Raw genomic sequence first — 16,991 nt, 5'->3', positions numbered from 1 at the left:
CAAGGGCCGGTCGCATAATGCAAGAAAGCCCGGCGCTATAGCTTCGGGCTCAGTCCAGACTCACTATGGAGGCACTGTGAAAGCATTGCAAGGCGTTGAGGGGCGAGTGGAGTGGGTTGAGGAGCCGAGTCCTACGTGCGATGTAGGACAAGTTCGTATCCGAGTGGCGGCAGCGGGACTCAATCGAGCCGATTTGTTGCAGAAAGCGGGCCTGTATCCGCCACCGCCGGGAGCCAGTCAAGCACTGGGTCTTGAGTGTTCGGGGGTGATCAGCGAGGTCGGCCCGGGCTCGTCCTGGCAGGTCGGAGATCGGGTTTGCGCCTTGCTGGCCGGGGGTGGGATGGCCGAAGAGGTAGTTGTCGACGGACGGCATGTGTTGCCGGTTCCCGAAGGTTTGTCCCTGGCCGAGGCCGCGGCGTTGCCGGAAGTGTATGCGACCGTTTGGCTGAATTTGTTTCAATTGGCTTCGCTCAAACCGGGTGAGAAAGTTCTCCTGCATGCCGGAGCAAGTGGAATCGGTTCAGCTGCCATTCAGCTGTGCAAGGCGTTTGGTAACCCGTGCTGGGTCAGCGTCGGCTCCGAGGATCGTCTGGCCTACTGCGAAGCGCTGGGTGCCCAGGGTGGCGTAGTGCGCAACAAGGATCTGGAGCGTTTGAACGATCTGGGGCCGTTCGATGTGATCCTGGATCCGGTGGGTGGCAACTACGCGGCATTGAACCTCAAGCTGCTGGCTCGCGATGGCCGTTGGGTGTTGATCGGTTTGATGGGCGGTCGTGAAGCGCAACTGGATCTGGCGCAGGTGCTGGCCAAGCGCGTGCAACTGCTGGGTTCGACCCTGCGCAATCGCGACGAGCAGTTCAAGGCCGATTTGTTCAGCGATCTCAGCCAGCACGTCTGGCCGTTGTTTGCCGAAGGGCGTTTGAGCCCGCAACTGGCCAGGACGTTTGCGATCGAGGACGCCGAAGCGGCGTTTGCGGAGCTGGCGACCAATCAGGTGTCGGGCAAGCTGGTGCTGGTGATTGACGACAGCCTGAGCTGACAACATGAACCTGTGAGTGCCTTTGTGGCGAGGGAGCTTGCTCCCGCTCGGTTGCGAAGCAGCCGCAAAACCTGAAAACCGGTTTTACCTGGCTAGCCACAGTGACTGATTTCAGGGCCGCTTCGCGGCCCAGCGGGAGCAAGCTCCCTCGCCACAGGGGACCCGGATTACTTCCAGATATGGATCGGCCAGCCGGCTTTTTCGGCGTGTTCGAGCAACACTGGATCCGGATTCACCACATGCGGGAAATCCACCTTCAGCAGCAGCGGCAGATCGTTGCGTGAATCGGAATAGAAACTCGCGCCTTCAAGGTTTTCCTCTTCGGCGTCCAGCCATTCCAGCAAGCGGGTGATCTTGCCTTCGCGGTAGGTCAGGGTGCCCACCGTGTTGCCGCTGTACACCCCGTGCGCCACTTCCAGCTCGATGCCGAGAATTTCGTCGATGCCCAGACGGTCGGCAATCGGCTTGACCAAATGCGTGCCCGAGGCCGAGATCACCAGAATCCGGTCGCCGGCCTTGCGGTGGGCGGCGATGGTTTTGGTGGCGTCGCTGAAGATGATCGGCTCGATAAAGTCTTCCACCCAGGGCGCTACCAAGTGTTCGAGCTCTTGCGGCGTGCGACCGATCAACGGCTCCAGGCTGAAGGCCATGTAGTCTTCCATCGCCAAGTGGCCCCTGCCGTAGGCATCCATCAATTCCTTGTCACGACGCAGGAAGGATTCGCCATCGACCCAGCCGAGGCGGGCCATCTGTTCGCTCCATAGCGAGGCGCAGTCGCCGTGGATCAGGGTTTCGTCCAGATCAAAAATTGCCAGGGCCATCAGTACGGTTCTCTCTTCAACATCAGCAAGGTCATCAGGCTACCTCACACAGGGCTGTCGGATCGATGGAAAGTGCCAGGCGCTGACCATCGGGATGCAGATCGGACGCCGAGCGGTTCAGCACATCCACCACCAATTCCACCCCCCGGGCTTCGACTCGGTAGCGAATCACGTTGCCCAACAGGCTGTGGCTGCGTACCTGCGCGTCGAGTTCGCCGTTCAGGCTCAGCTCGATGGCCTCCGGGCGGATCGCGATGCGGTGGGTGATCGGCCGTTGCAGCAGTTTGCTGGCGCTGTCGGCGTCCAGCAGGTTGTAGTTGCCGATGAAGCCTGCGGCGAACACGTCGACGGGCGCGGTGTAGAGGGTTTCGGCATCGCCACTCTGTACGATCTTTCCCTGATTCATCAGGAAGATTCGGTCAGACATGGTCAGGGCTTCTTCCTGATCGTGCGTGACGAAGATCGTGGTCAGGCCGAGTTCGCGCTGGATCTGACGGATCTGTTCGCGCAAGTGCTTGCGAATCCGCGCATCGAGCGCCGACAGCGGCTCATCCAGCAACAACAGGCGAGGTCGGGTCACCAACGAACGAGCGAGAGCGACACGCTGGCACTGGCCACCGGACAGCTGATGCGGGTAGCGGGCGGCGAAGTCATTGAGCTCTACCAGTCTCAGCACTTCGGCGACGCGTTTTTGGCTGTCGTCGGCGTTGACCTTCTGCATGCGTAAACCGAAGGCGACGTTCTGCTCCACGGTCATGTTCGGGAACAGCGCATAACTTTGGAACACCATGCCGATTCCGCGTTTCTGCGGGCTCAGTGGGACGAGGTCGTGACCTTCCAGCAGAATCTGGCCACCGTCCACCGAGGTCAGGCCGGCGATGCAACGCAGCAGCGTGGACTTGCCGCAACCGGACGGGCCGAGCAGGGTGACGAATTCGCCTTTCCTGATTTCGCAGTTGATGTCGCTGAAGACGGTGGTGCCTGAGTAATCTTTCTGAAGATGTTGGACGCTTACATAGCTCATTCGCTTTTGTCCTTGTTCAAGATATTGGCCACCCAGGTCAGAACCAGCACAAAGAAGAAGTAGGAAATCACCAGCGCGCTGGTGAAGTGGCCGCTGCTGTTGCGCATGTTGTTGAGGTAGACCTGCAGGGTTTCGTAGCGGGTGCCGACGAGGATGTTGGCGAACACGAACTCACCGAACAGGAACGAGAAGGACAGCAGCAACGCGACCATCAGCCCCTTGCGCAGGTTCGGCAACACCACCAGGAAGGCAGCTTGCCAAGTGCTGGCGCCGAGCAATTGCGCGGCGTCCATCAGGTCGCGCAGGTTGATCGCTTGCAGGTTGTTGGTGATCGCCCGGTACATGAACGGCAGCGCCACGGTGAAGTAGCAACCGATCAGAATCCACGGCGTACCCACCATCGCGAACGGCCCCGAACCGTAGAGCTGCAACAGCCCCACCGACGACACCACCGGCGGCACCGCGAAGGGCAGCAGGATCAGGATGTTCATCAGCGCGTCGAGCTTCGGGAAGTGGTAATGCACCACGAACAGCAGTGGCAGGATCAGCACCACCGACAGAATCAGCGAGCCGATACAAACCAGCAACGACTGACCGAATGCATCGAGAAAGCGCGGATCGCTCCATAGCTGGATGTACCACTTGAAGGTAAAGCCGCTGGGCATAATCGTCGCCGACCAACTGCTGGCGATCGAGTAGATCAAGGTTCCGAGCAGCGGCAACAACAGAATGGCAAACAGCAAATACACGATGACCCGGTGGTAGATACCGACGGGCCCCAGTTCAGCGCGAGACATGGTAGCTCCTCTTCAACAGCAACTGATGCACGATGGTCACCAGGGTCATCAACGCCACCAGCACCACGGCCAAGGCGCTGGCGAGGTTCGGGTCGAGGGATATGTCGCCGGACACCATGGCCGCGATGCGGATCGGCAACACGTTGAAGTTGCCGGTGGTCAGCGCGTAGACCGTGGCGTAGGCGCCCAAGGCGTTGGCCAGCAGAATCACGAACGTGCCCAGCAGCGCCGGGGTCAGCACCGGCAGACCGATGTGTCGCCAGAATTGCCAGCCGTTGGCGCCGAGCAAGGCGGCGGACTCACGCCAGTCTTCGCGCAGGGCATCGAAGGCCGGGTAGAGCAACAGCACGCCCAGGGGAATCTGGAAGTAGGTGTAGAGAATGATCAGCCCGGTTTTCGAGTACAGGTTGAAATCCTGAATGATTCCGGCCTGTTTCAGCATGATGGTGAAGGTGCCGTTGAACCCCAGCAAGATGATGAACGCGAAGGCCAAGGGCACACCGGCGAAGTTGCTGGTCATGTTGGCGAAGGCATTCACGAAGTTGCGCAGTTTCGAGTCGACCCGGCGCAGGGAGTAGGCGCCGAGCACGGCAATGACGATGCCGAATACGCTGGACCAGAAACTGATCTCGAGGCTGTACTGGATCGCCTGCAAATAGAACTTCGAATTGAAGATTTTGCTGAAGTTGGCCAGGCCCCAACCGAACTCTTCCGATTGCAGGCTGTTGATCATCACCCAGAGCAGCGGGGCGATCTCGAACACGAAGAAGAAAATCGCGAAGGGCACCAGGCACAGAGCGGCCAGCCATTTACCGCGGGTCATGGCATTCACTTGAGCAGCTCCCGGCACACAGGTTTGTCGTGGGGCACGCCCAGCAGTTCGCAGACGGTGCCGCACAGTTCGGTTTGTTTCGGTGCAGCGCCTTGGTTGAAGCTGAAGGCGTCGCCGAGGACGAACAGCGGCACTTCGCGTTCTTCAGGCAGCAGGCCGTTGTGCGAGCGGTCGTTGTTCATGCCGTGGTCGGCGGTCACCAGCACCTGATATCCGGCATCGAGCCAGCCTTGCAGGTAGTCGGCGAGGATGACGTCCGCCGAGCGGGCGCTGTTGCGGTATTGCGGGGTGTCGAGGCCGTGCTTGTGCCCAGCGTCGTCGATGTTCATGGGGTGGACCAACAGAAAGTTCGGCGCGTGGCGCAGGCGCAGGTTTTCCGCGTCGGCGAACAGGTGCGAGTCCGGGTAGTGGTCGTTCCAGTAGAAGTGACCGTGCTGGATCGGCAGTTTCGGGTCGTCGGTGTGACGGTCCCGGGCAGCCACGAACGGCGAACGGTTATACAACTCGCTGACCCAGTGATAGGCCGCGGCGGCGGTTTTCAGGCCGGCGTCGGTGGCGTAATGGTAGATGCTGCGCTGGTTGGACAGGCGTGAGACGTTGTTGTGAACAATGCCGCTGTCGATCGGCGCAACGCCGGTCAGGATGCATTCGTAAAGTGGTCGGGACAGAGCCGGCAGTGCACATTCCAGTTTGTAGAGCGCCGCGCGTCCTGCGCCAACGTAAGCCTGCAGATGCCCCATGGCGTGGCGCGCGACTTCGTAATTGAGGCCGTCGAGCACGACAAGGATGACGTTGTGCTTCATGGGGGGTGGGACTCCGCAAAAACAGATGATTCAAGTACGCAACAAATCCCTTGTGGGAGCGGGCTTGTGTGGCGAGGGGGCTTGTCGGACCGCCGCATCGCCCCGTTGGGCCGCGCAGCGGACCCAGTATCTACGAGCGCTGCGCACTCGAACGGGGGCAAGCCCCCTCGCCACAGGCCCGCTTCCCCATTTGGATCTCCATCGGAGTTCCAAATGGGGATCTACAGGTTTACGGCATATTGATGATGACTTCTTCCTGCCACTTCTGCGGCAGCGACTTGGAGGTCTTTTCCCACGCGTCGGCGTCTTTGATCGGCGTGACCTTTTTGTACTGTTCGTTAGGCAGCAGCTTGGCCTTGACCTCTTCCGGCAGAGTCAAATGCTCGGCGCGAATTGGACGGGCGTTGCCTTTTGCCAGGTTGATCTGGCCAGCGTCGCTGAAGATGTATTCGCGGGCCAGTTTGGCGGCGTTCGGGTGCTTGGCGTATTTGTTGATGATGGTGGTGTAGCCGGAAATCACCGAGCCATCGGATGGAATCAGCACGGTGTAGTCATCCGGATTGGCCATCTTGGCCTTGTAGCTCAGGCCGTTGAAGTCCCAGACCACACCGACTTCGATTTCACCCTTTTCCATGGTGGCAATCGTCGGGTTGGCCATGGACAGGCGGCCTTGCTTGGCGATGTCTGCGAACAGCAACAGGGCTGGCTGAATGTTTTTCTCGTCACCGCCATTGGCGAGGGCGGCGGCCAGTACGCCGTTGGCAGCCTGGGCTGCGGTGCTCACGTCACCGATGGAGACTTTGTACTTGCCGCTCTTGAGGTCGGCCCATTTGGTCGGTGCTTCGGAACCGTGCAGCAGCTTTTTATTGATGATGAACGCGATGGAGCCGGTGTAAGCCAGCGCCCAGTTACCGTCCTTGTCCTTGGCCCAATCCGGAACCTGTGCCCAAGTACTCGGCTTGTAAGGTTGCACCACGCCTTGCTTGACCGCGATCGGACCGAAGGCGGCACCGACGTCGCCGATGTCGGCTGTGGCGTTGTCTTTTTCGGCAGCGAACTTGGCGATTTCCTGGGCCGAGCTCATGTCGGTGTCGATGTGTTTCAGGCCGTATTTCTTGGCCAGGTCTTCCCAGGTGCCTTTCCAGTTGGCCCAGTCATCGGGCATGCCGACGCTGTTGACGGCGCCTTCCGCTTTCGCAGCGGCTTCGAGTGTTTTCAGATCGGTGTCCGCCGCCATGGCGGCAGTGCACAGGGCAATGGTCGAGCCTAACAGTGATGCCAGGAAAAACTGTTTCATCCGAAGCTCCTTTGGGCGTTTTCAACGCTGCGATTGCGGTTGTGTTGGTCTAGGTCAGCAATACCTGAGCCAATTTAGGCGTCCTGGATGACATTTTGATGTCGACGACCGGTCGGCCTGAATTTCCTGCGCTCGGATACGCGGGGTGCGAGATAAGCGTAGACCATGGCTAAAGGGCTGATATGAAAGGGACTTGGCCATGAAATTGCAGGTGTCTGAAGCAACCGTTCGGCGGCTTTGTCATCTGTCAGTCATCTGCAGTGCCTAGGCTTGCAGGCAATTGATGGAGCCCGGTTTCAATCGCGGTTCTGCCCTGAATCAGTGCTGGTCTAGTCCAGATAGGTAACGTTGATGCGCATCGAGACAACCAAAGCGGTGACAGCGATCGGGCAGGTTCTGCAAGAACAGCTCGACCACGGGCTGTTGGCGCCCGGGAGCAAGTTGCCGGCCGAGCGCAAGCTCAGTGAGTTGTTCGGTACCACGCGGATTACCGTGCGTGAGGCGTTGTTGCAGTTGGAGGCCCAGGGCCAGATTTATCGCGAGGAGCGGCGCGGCTGGTTCGTGTCGCCACCACGGCTGGCTTATAACCTGATGCAACGCAGCCACTTTCACGCGATGGTCAGCGCCCAGGGGCGGGTGCCGTCCACCGAGGTGATTTCCGCGCGTTTGCAACCGGCGTCAGCGGCGGTGTGTGCCTGGCTCCAGTTGCCGGCGCTGTCGAGCGTGATCCAGATCTGCCGCTCGCGACGGATTGACGGGCGATTGGTGCTGTATGTGGAGCACTACCTGAACCCGCAGTATTTTCCGGGGATCCTGGATTTCGATCTGAATCAGTCGATGACCGAACTGTATGCGCGGCATTACGACTTGCACTACGGGCGGGTGCGCTTCGAGATTGTGCCGACAGCGCTGTCGGTGGACGCGGCGGCGGCTTTACGGGTGTCGGTGGGCAGCCCGGGGTTGCGGATTGCCCGGGTCAACTACGATCAGCACCAGCGGCTGATCGATTGTGACCTGGAGTTTTGGCGCCATGATGCGATTCATGTCGGGGTGGATGTGGTCTGAACCTGCACACACGATATTTCTCACCTACGCAGATTGTTCGCCACCAGGTGTGATCACCTGAATGCTCATCCGCGGTGTCGCCAGATCCAGCCCGGCCTCATCCAGATGCCGCTTCAGCGACAAATTGAACGCCCGGGACACTTCCCACTGCTTGATCGGCGCAGTCTTGAAGCGGGCGCGAAGAATCGCATTGCCTGACTCGAAACTTTCGACCCCCTGGATCTCCAGCGGCGACCAGATGTTGCGCCGTTGCAGCGGGTCGGTGCGCATTTTCTGGCCGACATCGCGCATCAGCTTGATCGCCTCGTCGATGTCCATGTTCGAGGGCACAGCCACCCGGAAGATCGCGTAGCCGAATTCCCGGGAGTAGTTCTTGATGCTTTTGATTTCGCTGAACGGAATAGTGTGGACGATGCCGTCGATGTCCCGCAGGCGCACGGTGCGGATGGTCAGGCCTTCGACCGTGCCCAGGTGGCCGCCGACGTCCACGTAGTCGTCGATGGCCAGGGAGTCTTCGATGATGATGAACAGCCCGGTGATCAAGTCGGCCACCAGCGATTGCGCGCCGAAGCCGATGGCCAGGCCGATGACGCCGGCACCGGCCAGCAGCGGCGTGACGTTCATGCCCATGTTCGCCAGGGCGACGATCAGCGCAATGATGAAAATCGCCACGAACAGCACGTTGCGGATCAGCGGCATCATCGTCTGCGCGCGGGCATTGGCCAGGCCTTTGCGCGAGCGGGTTAGGGCGTGGTGCACGGCGGTGTCGCTGAGAATCCAGATCAGCCAGGCAAAAATCAGCGTGCCGCCGAGGCTGAACAGTTTGACGCTGACTTCATGGCCTTCGCCTTCGGTGAAGCGAATCAGCGACATGCCCCAGACCCGCAGGCCGAGTTCGATGAACGCCAGCCATACCAGCAGATGGGCGAGGGTGTAGAAGAAGCTTTTCAGGCGATCCGAATACAGCGCATGGCGCTTGGGGCCGCGTTGTGGCTTGAGTGCATGACGGCGCACCAGCCCGTTGATGACCATGCACAACACCAGCAGCACGGTGCAGATCAGCGACTGACGCAACGCGGTGCTGGTGTCGCCGGCAGAGACGAAGGTGGCGAACAGTGAGATGCCCACCAGCACCAGCGCCGGCAGATACCAGAACGTCCCGAGGATTTCGATCGTGTCGCTCAAGGCGCGGCGGGTCAGGCGCCGAGACAGCGGCTGGTTGCGGATCAGGTGCGCGATAGGCCGGCGGAAACGCAGAATGAAAAAACCTGTGAAGATCGCCGCCAGTACATTGGCGAACGTCGCCGCCGTATGGGCCAGATGTTCACCGAGGCTGGCGATCAGGCGCGGGTCGTTCAGGGCTTCACCGAAGGCGGCGAAACTGCCGATCAGCCACAACGGGCGGAAGGCCTGATGCCGCAGGATGTACAGGGCGCGATGGCGATGCGGGCCATCGAGCAGGGAAAACGCGATGACGCAGATCGCCGAGAAACAGGTACCGACCACCAGCGCGTAAGCCAGCACCATGGCCAGGCTTTTGCCCAATGACGAGGGCAGGGCGTAGGTCATGTATACCGTCATGACCAGGGCGATCATCCACGGCCCGAGTTTGCGCAAGGCAAAGCGCAGCATGTCCAGGGCCTTGGGGTGTTGCGGCAGTTCTTCGGTGAGGCCGAAGCGCATGCGCACCCGGTGGCCGAGCCAGATCAGGGCGGCGGCCAGCAGGCTCCAGACCATCAGGATCATGGCGAAGGCAAAGATGATGGGCAGCCATTCATTGGCCGGCAGCATGAGTGCCACCAGTTCATCCTTGGCCAGGTTGACTTCTTCGGACCAGCGAGTGAGGGGGCTGTCGGCGCCGGAAAATTGCTTTTCGAAACTGGCCAGGGTGCCGCCGATCAGGCCCAGTACGCCTTCTTCTGTGGTCGGTTGGGCTTTTTTGCTCACGTCGCGCAGCTTTTTCAGGTCCGCCAGCAGTTTGGTCCGTTGCTGATCGTTTTCCAGCGACTTGATGACTTCGTCCAGCGACTGCCCCAGTGGAGCTTGCGCTTCGGGCTGGTTTTTTGCCGAGCCGCTGAGCAGCCCCGGCAAGCCGGCCGCCTGGGCAGGCGTCAGCGGCAGCAGCGTCATCAGGCAGACAAGGAACAAACAGTGCAGGGCAAAAAGACGAGCGAACACTAGGCGGTCAACCTCGGATGAGCGAATCGGCCGAGTGTACGAGCCCGTCAAAATCAATGCGAGCCGGGCGTAAGGATTTATTCGTTGAGTTTGGCGAGGATCTTGTAGATCACGGTGGCGAGGATCATCAGCATGCCGACCCACATCGCGAACACACCGGCGTTCTTGTCGCGAAAGTTGAAGCCGACGGCCAGCATGATCATCCCGGAAAGAATCGGAACCAGCATGGCGTGAAACGAAGACATCGAGATCATGGTGACAGCCTTGTCGGAGGGGTTACTGCAAGTCTAGGCGGCTTTCGGGCGGGCGTTGGTGATGTGTGGCAGGGACGGGGTATGACTGTTGCTTGAGCAACGAGCTTCCTGTGGCGAGGGGGCTTGCCCCCGTTCGACCGCGAAGCGGTCGCAGTGCCGGCTCATGCGCTGTGCCAGACAGAACGCAATGGCAGGTTTTGGGGCTGCTTTGCAGCCCAACGGGGGGCAAGCCCCCTCGCCACAGGGACAGGGTTATGGCAACTCGCGGCAGGCGTAGAACGCGCTCAGCACTTTGACCAGGTGTGCCAGGTCATGGCTACCGCACAGCTCGCGGATCGAGTGCATGGCGAACGTCGGCAGGCCGATGTCCACGGTGCGCACGCCCAGGTGGCTGGCGGTGATCGGGCCGATGGTCGAGCCGCAGCCCATGTCGCTGCGCACCACGAAGCTCTGCACCGGTACTTCTTCGGCCATGCACAAATGACGGAAGAACCCGGCGGTTTCGCTGTTGGTGGCGTAGCGCTGGTTGCTGTTGACCTTGATTACCGGGCCGGCGTTGAGTTTCGGGCCGTGGTTGGCGTCGTGCTTGTCGGCGTAGTTCGGGTGCACGCCGTGGGCGTTGTCGGCCGAGACCAGCAGGGATTTCTGAATGGTCCGTACGAATTCATCCCCTTCCGGCAACAAACGACGCAGGGTTTGCTCAAGCATCGGACCGTCGGCGCCACAGGCCGAGCAGGAACCGACTTCTTCGTGATCGTTGCAGACCAGCACGCAGGTTTCGTCGGTTTCGGTCGTCAGCAATGCTTGCAGGCCGGCGTAGCACGACAACAGGTTGTCCAGGCGAGCGCCCGCGATGAAATCGCCATGCAGGCCAATGACCGCAGCGCTTTGGGTGTCGTAGAAGCTCAGCTCGTAATCGAGCACCACGTCGGCATTCAGGCCATGTTCGCGGGCCAGCTGATCGGTGAGCACGGCGCGGAAGTCCACGCGTTCGTCACCGGCGAATTGCGCGAGAATCGGCGGCAGCTCGGTCTGGGCATTGATCGCCCAGCCCATGTTGGCTTCACGGTTGAGGTGAATGGCCAGGTTCGGAATGATTGCAACGGGAGCCTTGAAGTCGATCAACTGGCTCTCGACCTTGCCATCGCGACGGAAGGTCACGCGGCCGGCCAACGACAGATCGCGGTCGAACCACGGCGCCAGCAGTGCACCGCCATAGACTTCGACGCCCAATTGCCAGAAGCCCTGGCGTTGCAGTTCCGGCTGGGGTTTGACCCGCAGGCACGGGCTGTCGGTGTGCGCGCCGACCAGGCGAATGCCGCCATGCAGGGGCGAATGACGGCCCATTTTGAACGCGACGATCGAAGAGTCGTTACGGGTGACGTAGTAACGGCCATTGGCTTCGGTGGTCCATGGCTCGCGCTCGTCGAGGCGCACAAAACCGGCCGCTTCCAGGCGCTGGACAAGGCTGGCGGTGGCATGGAACGGGGTAGGGGAGGCCTTAAGGAAGTCGATCAGGCCTTGGTTCAACTCTTCGCGCATAAGAAGCTCCAGACAGCAGTGGCGCCAGTTTAACGTATTGAAAGCGCAAAGTGCGGCGGGTGAAGGACTGCTGTTGTGGCGAGGGGGCTTGCCCCCGTTCGGCTGCGAAGCAGCCGCAAATCCTGCTTGCGCGGTGTGCCCGATAGAATACGGTCGCCGGGCTAGGGAGCGCTTCGCACTCCAACGGGGGCAAGCCCCCTCGCCACAGAAGCCCCTCGCCACAACAGCTCCCTCGACACCGAAGCCTGGGCACCGCCGTTAGAACGGTGCCGGGCACTCGAAGCGCAGGCGTTCGCCGCTTTGCGGATGAGTGAAGCTCAGCATGCTCGCGTGCAGGCACAGGCGTGGCCAGGCAGCCAGGGCTTGCGGATGGGCGTAGAGCCCGTCACCCAGCAGCGGGTGGCCGATGGAGAGCATGTGCACGCGCAACTGGTGAGAACGGCCGGTGATTGGTGTCAGCTCGACGCGGCACCAGTCGCCACAACGCTCCAGTACACGCCAGAAAGTCAGGGCGTGCTTGCCGAATTCGTGGTCCACCACATGCCGTGGCTTGGTCGGCGGATCGTAGCGCAGGGGCAAATCGATGCTGCCACTGTCCAGTTCCGGTTGTCCCCAGCACAGGGCGGTGTAGGCCTTTTCGGTTTCGCGGTCGTGAAATTGCCGAGACAGCTCGCGATGAGTGTCCGGGTCACGGGCCAGCAGAATGATGCCGGAGGTTTCCCAGTCCAGCCGATGGACAATTCGCGCTTCCGGGTAGCCGTTTTCTTGCAGGCGCGTAATCAGGCAGTCCTTGTTGTCATCAGCCCGTCCGGGGACGGAGAGCAACAGGGTCGGTTTATCCACCACCAGTACGGCGGCGTCCTGATAGATGATGCGGATGTTGGACAACGGCATTAAAACAGCCTCGTAACAAACGCCAACGGCGACTCAGGCCCCCTCCAGTCATGGAAGGGCCCTGAGCCGCCGTGGCTCCCGCCGGATCGACTCAGCGATCGGGCAGGGTGATATTGAGTTCCAGAATCGAGCAGCTGCCCTGGTTTTCCAGAGCGACGTGCACGTCATCGGACCCGATATTGACGTACTTGCGGATCACTTCCACCAGTTCCTTCTGCAAGGCTGGCAAGTAGTCCGGCGTACTGCGTTGGCCGCGTTCATGCGCCACGATGATCTGTAGACGCTCTTTCGCTACCGAGGCGGTACTGGGCTTTTTGTTGGCACGAAAGAAGTCAAAAAGGTTCATTACCTACCTCCAAAAAGTCGCTCGAAGAATCCCTTCTTCTCGACATCGAGGAAACGATGGTCCACGGTCTTGCCCAACAGACGATCGACAGCATCGCTGTACGCCTGGCCGGCGTCGCTCTGGTCGTCGAGAATCACCGGCACGCCCTGGTTGGAGGCTTTGAGGACGGCTTGCGATTCCGGAATCACGCCCAGCAGGGTCACCGCGAGGATTTCCTTGACGTCTTCGACGCCGAGCATTTCGCCGTTGACGACGCGCGTAGGGTTGTAGCGGGTCAGCAACAGGTGTTCCTTGATCGGGTCTTCGCCGTTTTCGGCGCGACGGGACTTGCTGGCCAGCAGGCCCAGCATGCGGTCCGAGTCACGTACGGAGGAGACTTCCGGGTTGGTCACGACGATCGCTTCATCAGCGAAGTACATGGCCAGGTGGGCACCTTTCTCGATACCGGCCGGGGAGTCGCAGACCACGAATTCGAAGTCTTCTTTCAACTGCATCAGGACTTTTTCTACGCCTTCCTGGGTCAGCGCGTCTTTGTCGCGGGTCTGACTGGCGGCCAGCACGTAGAGGTTTTCCAGGCGCTTGTCTTTGATCAGGGCCTGTTGCAGGTTGGCTTCGCCGTTCACCACGTTGACGAAGTCATACACCACGCGGCGCTCGCAACCCATGATCAGGTCGAGGTTACGCAAGCCGACGTCGAAGTCGACGATAACTGTTTTGTGACCACGCAGAGCGAGGCCGGTACCGATAGCGGCGCTGGTGGTGGTCTTACCCACACCACCCTTGCCGGATGTAACCACGAGAATCTTGGCCAAGGTGTTTTACCCCTAAGGAAAAAGGACGTTTAGCCCCTGAAAAACATCTCTTGAAAAACTACTGCAGTCGGACAGCCTTGGCTGGAATCCGGTTTTGAGCGGTATCTACCCCCGGTAAACACTGCTTTTAGCCTTTTTCCTACTTCGTTTGAGCCGTTTTCGCTACGTTTTAGAGATGCTTGGAAAATGCGGCAGTATCCGTTAAAGCCGAATGATGTTCAACACGTCACCCGACAGGCTGACTTGTACTCCGGCGCCCCACAATGGATCGCGGCGCAGGTCCTCGGAAACCTTGTAGTGACCGGCGATGGAGACCAGTTCAGCGGTCATTTGCTGACAGAAAATCCTGGCTTTCGTATCACCTTTGACGCCGGCCAGCACACGACCGCGCATCGCGCCGTATACATGGATGTTGCCGTCGGCGAGAAGTTCCGCCCCCGGGCTGACCGACGAAATCACCACCAGATCGCTGCCCTGGGCATAAATCTGCTGGCCACCACGTACTGGCGACGTGATGATTTTTGTCGGTTTGATGGTCGGCTCCGGTGGTTTTTCCGGTTTCTTCGCCACGACGCCTTCGAGCGGATCGAGCGGGCGTTCCCGCGCGCCGGACGGCGGCAGCACTGGCAGATCGACCGCAATGGCGGCGGCGATGTCTTCAATGCGGCTGGCACGGATCGCCAGGGTGCGCAGGCCATGCTGGCGGCAGATGCGCATCAATCCCGGCAGGTCGACCGAGCCTTCGCTGGCCGGGAGTTTGTCCAGGGCCAGTACCAGCGGCGCGTTACTGAAGAAGTTGGGCGCCTGGGCGACCTTGGCGGCCAGTTGCCGATCAAGGTTCTCGAGGTCGTTACGGGCCAGTTCCAGCACCGTAATGGCCAGCATGCTGCCCTTCAACTGGAACACGGGATCTTGGTCTAGCGGTTCGGTTTGGCTCATGGTCGGCATACAACGGCTTGTCACTAAAAGTGCCGAGACTTATAACGAGAACGCCCGCAGGCCGCAAGCCGGGTCGAACGATGTAGAATGCGCGGCCATTAACTTTCCGGAACCTTTAATGGAACGCCCGCGATTTCGAACAGCATTTCTTTCTCCGCGTTTCTGGCCGCTGTGGTGTGGCTTGGGGCTGTTGTGGCTGATTGTGCAGTTGCCGTATCCGGCGTTACTGGCGATCGGTCGCGCCCTGGGTGCATTGATGTACCGAGTGGCCGGCGACCGACGGCGCATTGCCAAGCGCAATCTTGAGCTGTGTTTCCCTGAAAAATCCGCTGCCGAGCGCAAACGCCTGCTCAAGGAAAACCTCGCGTCCACCGGCATCGCCTTCTTCGAGATGGCCATGAGCTGGTGGTGGTCGCGCAAGCGTCTGGCGAAACTGGCCCATGTCGAAGGCCTGGAGTATTTGAAACAGGCTCAGGCGCAAGGCAAGGGCGTGATTCTGATGGCTGTGCACTTCACCACGCTGGAGATCGGCGCAGCGTTGCTCGGTCAGCAACACACCATCGATGGCATGTACCGCGAACACAAGAATCCGCTGTTCGACTTCATCCAGCGCCGAGGCCGCGAGCGGCATAACCTCGACTCGCTGGCGGTGGAGCGCGACGACGTGCGTGGCATGCTCAAACTGCTGCGCGCAGGGAGAGCGATCTGGTACGCACCGGATCAGGACTATGGCGCCAAGCAAAGTATCTTCGTGCCGCTGTTCGGGATTCAGGCGGCGACTGTCACCGCCACCAGCAAATTCGCACGCTTGGGCAAGGCGCTGGTGGTGCCGTTCACCCAGGAGCGCCTGGCTGACGGCAGCGGTTATCGACTGGTGATTCATGCCCCGCTCGAAGGCTTTCCCGGCGAGACGGAAGAGGCCGATTGCATTCGGATCAACCAATGGGTGGAGGGTGCGTTGCGCGAATGTCCGGAGCAATATCTCTGGGCGCATCGCCGCTTCAAGAGCCGCCCACCGGGCGAGCCGAAACTGTACGCCAAACGCGGTTGAGTCACCGATCCCTTTAAGCACCATGGAGTGTTGCAATGAGTCCTGCTGAACCGGTTACAGGGTTGATTCTTTCCGGCGGTGGGGCTCGTGCGGCCTATCAAGTAGGCGTGCTGGCAGCGATTGCCGAGCTGCTGCCGATGGGGGCGACGAATCCGTTTCCGGTGATCGTCGGCACCTCGGCCGGTGCGATCAATGCGGTCAGCCTGGCCAGTGGGGCGATGGATTTTCGGAGTGCGATCGAGCGTCTGACGGCCTTCTGGCAAGGTTTTCGCAGCCATCTGGTATTACGCAGCGATTGGCCGGGGGTGATTCATCAGGCCGCCCGTTTTGTCAGTCACAACCTGATGGGCATTGGCTCGCCGGTGCCGGTGGCCCTGCTTAACAGTTCGCCGCTGCGCCGCTTGCTTAATCACAAACTGCACATGCCCGGGATTGCCGAAGCGATTGCGCAAAAGCAATTGCGGGCCGTAGCGGTTACAGCGTTCGGCTACGAGTCCGGCCAGGCCGTCACGTTTTATCAGGGCGGCGGCACCATCGAATCCTGGTTGCGCCATCGGCGAGTCGGCGTGCCGACCCAACTGACTGTCGACCATCTGCTCGCCAGTTCCGCGATTCCATTGCTGTTCGCACCGGTAAAAATCGGCGAAGAATATTTCGGCGATGGCGCGGTGCGTCAATCGGCACCGATCAGCCCGGCCCTGCACCTGGGTGCCAGTCGCGTGCTGGTGGTGGGCGTCAGCGGCAACCCGCGCGGGATCGATCCGCAACAGCCGCTGCAACGTGCCTACACCGGTCAACAGCCGACCCTGGCGCAAGTCGGTGGGCACCTGCTCAACAGTACGTTCATTGACAGCCTGGAAAGTGACATCGAGTTGTTGCAGCGTCTGAACCAGTTCAGCCATCTGCTGCCCGATGGCATCTCGAGTCGTGCATTGGGAGCGGCGCCAGTGGATGTGTTGGTGATTTCACCGAGTCAGCCGATCGATGAAATTGCCGCGCGGCATCGCCAGGAACTGCCGGCAGCCTTGCGCCTGTTTTTACGCGGGCCGGGGGCGACCAAGACCAGCGGGGCAGGGGTGCTGAGTTATCTGCTGTTCGAGGCGGGGTATTGCAGCGAATTGATTGATCTGGGGCGGCGCGATGCGTTGGCCAAGCGCGATGAGCTGTGCCGGTTTCTGGGGTTGGTGGAGCCTGCGGTTCCGGCTTGAGATTTGCGGTGTGGCTGTTCGCGGGCAAGCCTCGCTCCTACGGATTTGAGTCGTTCACATAACCGGTGAACGACTCAAATCCGTAGGAG

General features: G+C 60.5%; 17 protein-coding genes. 4 read left to right on the top strand and 13 right to left on the bottom strand.

Going from position 1 to position 16,991, the window contains the following annotated elements; translation table 11 throughout:
* Window positions 1-76 precede the first annotated feature (76 nt).
* Window positions 77-1,039: a zinc-binding dehydrogenase gene (locus AC1DQM_RS14550; RefSeq protein ID WP_019579685.1), complete on the top strand. Its 963-nt coding sequence runs from the start codon at window positions 77-79 to the stop codon at window positions 1,037-1,039.
* Window positions 1,040-1,206: 167 nt separating this feature from the next.
* Here AC1DQM_RS14550 and AC1DQM_RS14545 read toward each other — a convergent pair whose 3' ends face one another.
* From AC1DQM_RS14545 to AC1DQM_RS14520, 6 genes are all read right to left on the bottom strand, one after another.
* Window positions 1,207-1,860, bottom strand: coding sequence for an HAD family hydrolase (locus tag AC1DQM_RS14545; protein ID WP_007936171.1), 654 nt, complete (start codon window positions 1,858-1,860; stop codon window positions 1,207-1,209).
* Window positions 1,861-1,894: 34 nt separating this feature from the next.
* Window positions 1,895-2,884: an ABC transporter ATP-binding protein gene (locus AC1DQM_RS14540; RefSeq protein WP_007936172.1), complete on the bottom strand. Its 990-nt coding sequence runs from the start codon at window positions 2,882-2,884 to the stop codon at window positions 1,895-1,897.
* A complete protein-coding gene (locus AC1DQM_RS14535; RefSeq protein WP_064619278.1) occupies window positions 2,881-3,681 on the bottom strand; it encodes an ABC transporter permease in 801 nt (266 codons plus the stop codon). The genes AC1DQM_RS14540 and AC1DQM_RS14535 overlap by 4 nt, the downstream gene beginning before the upstream one ends.
* Complete coding sequence (locus tag AC1DQM_RS14530; RefSeq protein WP_167331172.1) at window positions 3,668-4,504, bottom strand: ABC transporter permease; 837 nt, start codon at window positions 4,502-4,504, stop codon at window positions 3,668-3,670. Before AC1DQM_RS14530 ends, AC1DQM_RS14535 begins: the two co-directional genes overlap by 14 nt.
* Before the next feature lie 5 nt (window positions 4,505-4,509).
* Complete coding sequence (locus tag AC1DQM_RS14525) at window positions 4,510-5,316, bottom strand: alkaline phosphatase family protein (protein WP_018925176.1); 807 nt, start codon at window positions 5,314-5,316, stop codon at window positions 4,510-4,512.
* A gap of 229 nt (window positions 5,317-5,545) precedes the next feature.
* Window positions 5,546-6,613 carry an ABC transporter substrate-binding protein gene (locus AC1DQM_RS14520; protein WP_018925177.1) on the bottom strand — a complete coding sequence of 356 codons (1,068 nt, stop codon included), beginning with the start codon at window positions 6,611-6,613 and terminating at the stop codon, window positions 5,546-5,548.
* 351 nt (window positions 6,614-6,964) lie between these two features.
* Here AC1DQM_RS14520 and AC1DQM_RS14515 point away from each other — a divergent pair, with 351 nt between their 5' ends.
* Complete coding sequence (locus AC1DQM_RS14515) at window positions 6,965-7,678, top strand: UTRA domain-containing protein (RefSeq protein ID WP_007940851.1); 714 nt, start codon at window positions 6,965-6,967, stop codon at window positions 7,676-7,678.
* Window positions 7,679-7,702: 24 nt separating this feature from the next.
* Here the strand turns inward: AC1DQM_RS14515 and AC1DQM_RS14510 are convergent, their stop codons facing one another.
* From AC1DQM_RS14510 to minC, 7 genes are all read right to left on the bottom strand, one after another.
* Window positions 7,703-9,856, bottom strand: coding sequence for a mechanosensitive ion channel family protein (locus tag AC1DQM_RS14510; RefSeq protein WP_477746398.1), 2,154 nt, complete (start codon window positions 9,854-9,856; stop codon window positions 7,703-7,705).
* 77 nt (window positions 9,857-9,933) lie between these two features.
* Complete coding sequence (locus AC1DQM_RS14505) at window positions 9,934-10,110, bottom strand: hypothetical protein (protein ID WP_477746397.1); 177 nt, start codon at window positions 10,108-10,110, stop codon at window positions 9,934-9,936.
* A 252-nt stretch (window positions 10,111-10,362) separates the two neighbouring features.
* A complete protein-coding gene (locus AC1DQM_RS14500; protein WP_018925179.1) occupies window positions 10,363-11,652 on the bottom strand; it encodes a M18 family aminopeptidase in 1,290 nt (429 codons plus the stop codon).
* A 258-nt stretch (window positions 11,653-11,910) separates the two neighbouring features.
* On the bottom strand, window positions 11,911-12,546 hold the full coding sequence (locus tag AC1DQM_RS14495) for an RluA family pseudouridine synthase (RefSeq protein ID WP_018925180.1): 636 nt from the start codon (window positions 12,544-12,546) through the stop codon (window positions 11,911-11,913).
* Between the two features lie 91 nt (window positions 12,547-12,637).
* Complete coding sequence (minE, locus tag AC1DQM_RS14490) at window positions 12,638-12,892, bottom strand: cell division topological specificity factor MinE (RefSeq protein ID WP_007940845.1); 255 nt, start codon at window positions 12,890-12,892, stop codon at window positions 12,638-12,640.
* Complete coding sequence (gene minD / locus AC1DQM_RS14485; protein WP_007940844.1) at window positions 12,892-13,704, bottom strand: septum site-determining protein MinD; 813 nt, start codon at window positions 13,702-13,704, stop codon at window positions 12,892-12,894. Before minD ends, minE begins: the two co-directional genes overlap by 1 nt.
* 201 nt (window positions 13,705-13,905) lie before the next feature.
* Entirely contained in the window at window positions 13,906-14,643 is a 738-nt protein-coding gene (minC, locus tag AC1DQM_RS14480) for a septum site-determining protein MinC (protein WP_026331736.1), read from the bottom strand.
* Window positions 14,644-14,761: 118 nt separating this feature from the next.
* Between minC and AC1DQM_RS14475 the strand changes: the two genes are divergently transcribed.
* Complete coding sequence (locus AC1DQM_RS14475; RefSeq protein ID WP_477746396.1) at window positions 14,762-15,694, top strand: lipid A biosynthesis lauroyl acyltransferase; 933 nt, start codon at window positions 14,762-14,764, stop codon at window positions 15,692-15,694.
* Between the two features lie 35 nt (window positions 15,695-15,729).
* Window positions 15,730-16,902: a patatin-like phospholipase family protein gene (locus AC1DQM_RS14470; protein ID WP_111454643.1), complete on the top strand. Its 1,173-nt coding sequence runs from the start codon at window positions 15,730-15,732 to the stop codon at window positions 16,900-16,902.
* Window positions 16,903-16,991 lie beyond the last annotated feature (89 nt).

Source organism: Pseudomonas sp. 01L34 (assembly GCF_056400265.1).
The sequence above is the reverse complement of the archived record's forward strand: the minus strand, read 5'-3'. Positions and strand labels throughout refer to the sequence as shown.

What these genes read in the sequence shown, in the direction of transcription:
- AC1DQM_RS14545 (WP_007936171.1), bottom strand. Translation starts at nt 1,860, where the DNA reads ATGGCCCTGGCAATTTTTGATCTGGACGAAACCCTGATCCACGGCGAC.
- AC1DQM_RS14540 (WP_007936172.1), bottom strand. Translation starts at nt 2,884, where the DNA reads ATGAGCTATGTAAGCGTCCAACATCTTCAGAAAGATTACTCAGGCACC.
- AC1DQM_RS14535 (WP_064619278.1), bottom strand. Translation starts at nt 3,681, where the DNA reads ATGTCTCGCGCTGAACTGGGGCCCGTCGGTATCTACCACCGGGTCATC.
- AC1DQM_RS14530 (WP_167331172.1), bottom strand. Translation starts at nt 4,504, where the DNA reads ATGACCCGCGGTAAATGGCTGGCCGCTCTGTGCCTGGTGCCCTTCGCG.
- AC1DQM_RS14525 (WP_018925176.1), bottom strand. Translation starts at nt 5,316, where the DNA reads ATGAAGCACAACGTCATCCTTGTCGTGCTCGACGGCCTCAATTACGAA.
- AC1DQM_RS14520 (WP_018925177.1), bottom strand. Translation starts at nt 6,613, where the DNA reads ATGAAACAGTTTTTCCTGGCATCACTGTTAGGCTCGACCATTGCCCTG.
- AC1DQM_RS14515 (WP_007940851.1), top strand. Translation starts at nt 6,965, where the DNA reads ATGCGCATCGAGACAACCAAAGCGGTGACAGCGATCGGGCAGGTTCTG.
- AC1DQM_RS14505 (WP_477746397.1), bottom strand. Translation starts at nt 10,110, where the DNA reads ATGATCTCGATGTCTTCGTTTCACGCCATGCTGGTTCCGATTCTTTCC.
- AC1DQM_RS14500 (WP_018925179.1), bottom strand. Translation starts at nt 11,652, where the DNA reads ATGCGCGAAGAGTTGAACCAAGGCCTGATCGACTTCCTTAAGGCCTCC.
- AC1DQM_RS14495 (WP_018925180.1), bottom strand. Translation starts at nt 12,546, where the DNA reads ATGCCGTTGTCCAACATCCGCATCATCTATCAGGACGCCGCCGTACTG.
- minE (WP_007940845.1), bottom strand. Translation starts at nt 12,892, where the DNA reads ATGAACCTTTTTGACTTCTTTCGTGCCAACAAAAAGCCCAGTACCGCC.
- minC (WP_026331736.1), bottom strand. Translation starts at nt 14,643, where the DNA reads ATGAGCCAAACCGAACCGCTAGACCAAGATCCCGTGTTCCAGTTGAAG.
- AC1DQM_RS14475 (WP_477746396.1), top strand. Translation starts at nt 14,762, where the DNA reads ATGGAACGCCCGCGATTTCGAACAGCATTTCTTTCTCCGCGTTTCTGG.
- AC1DQM_RS14470 (WP_111454643.1), top strand. Translation starts at nt 15,730, where the DNA reads ATGAGTCCTGCTGAACCGGTTACAGGGTTGATTCTTTCCGGCGGTGGG.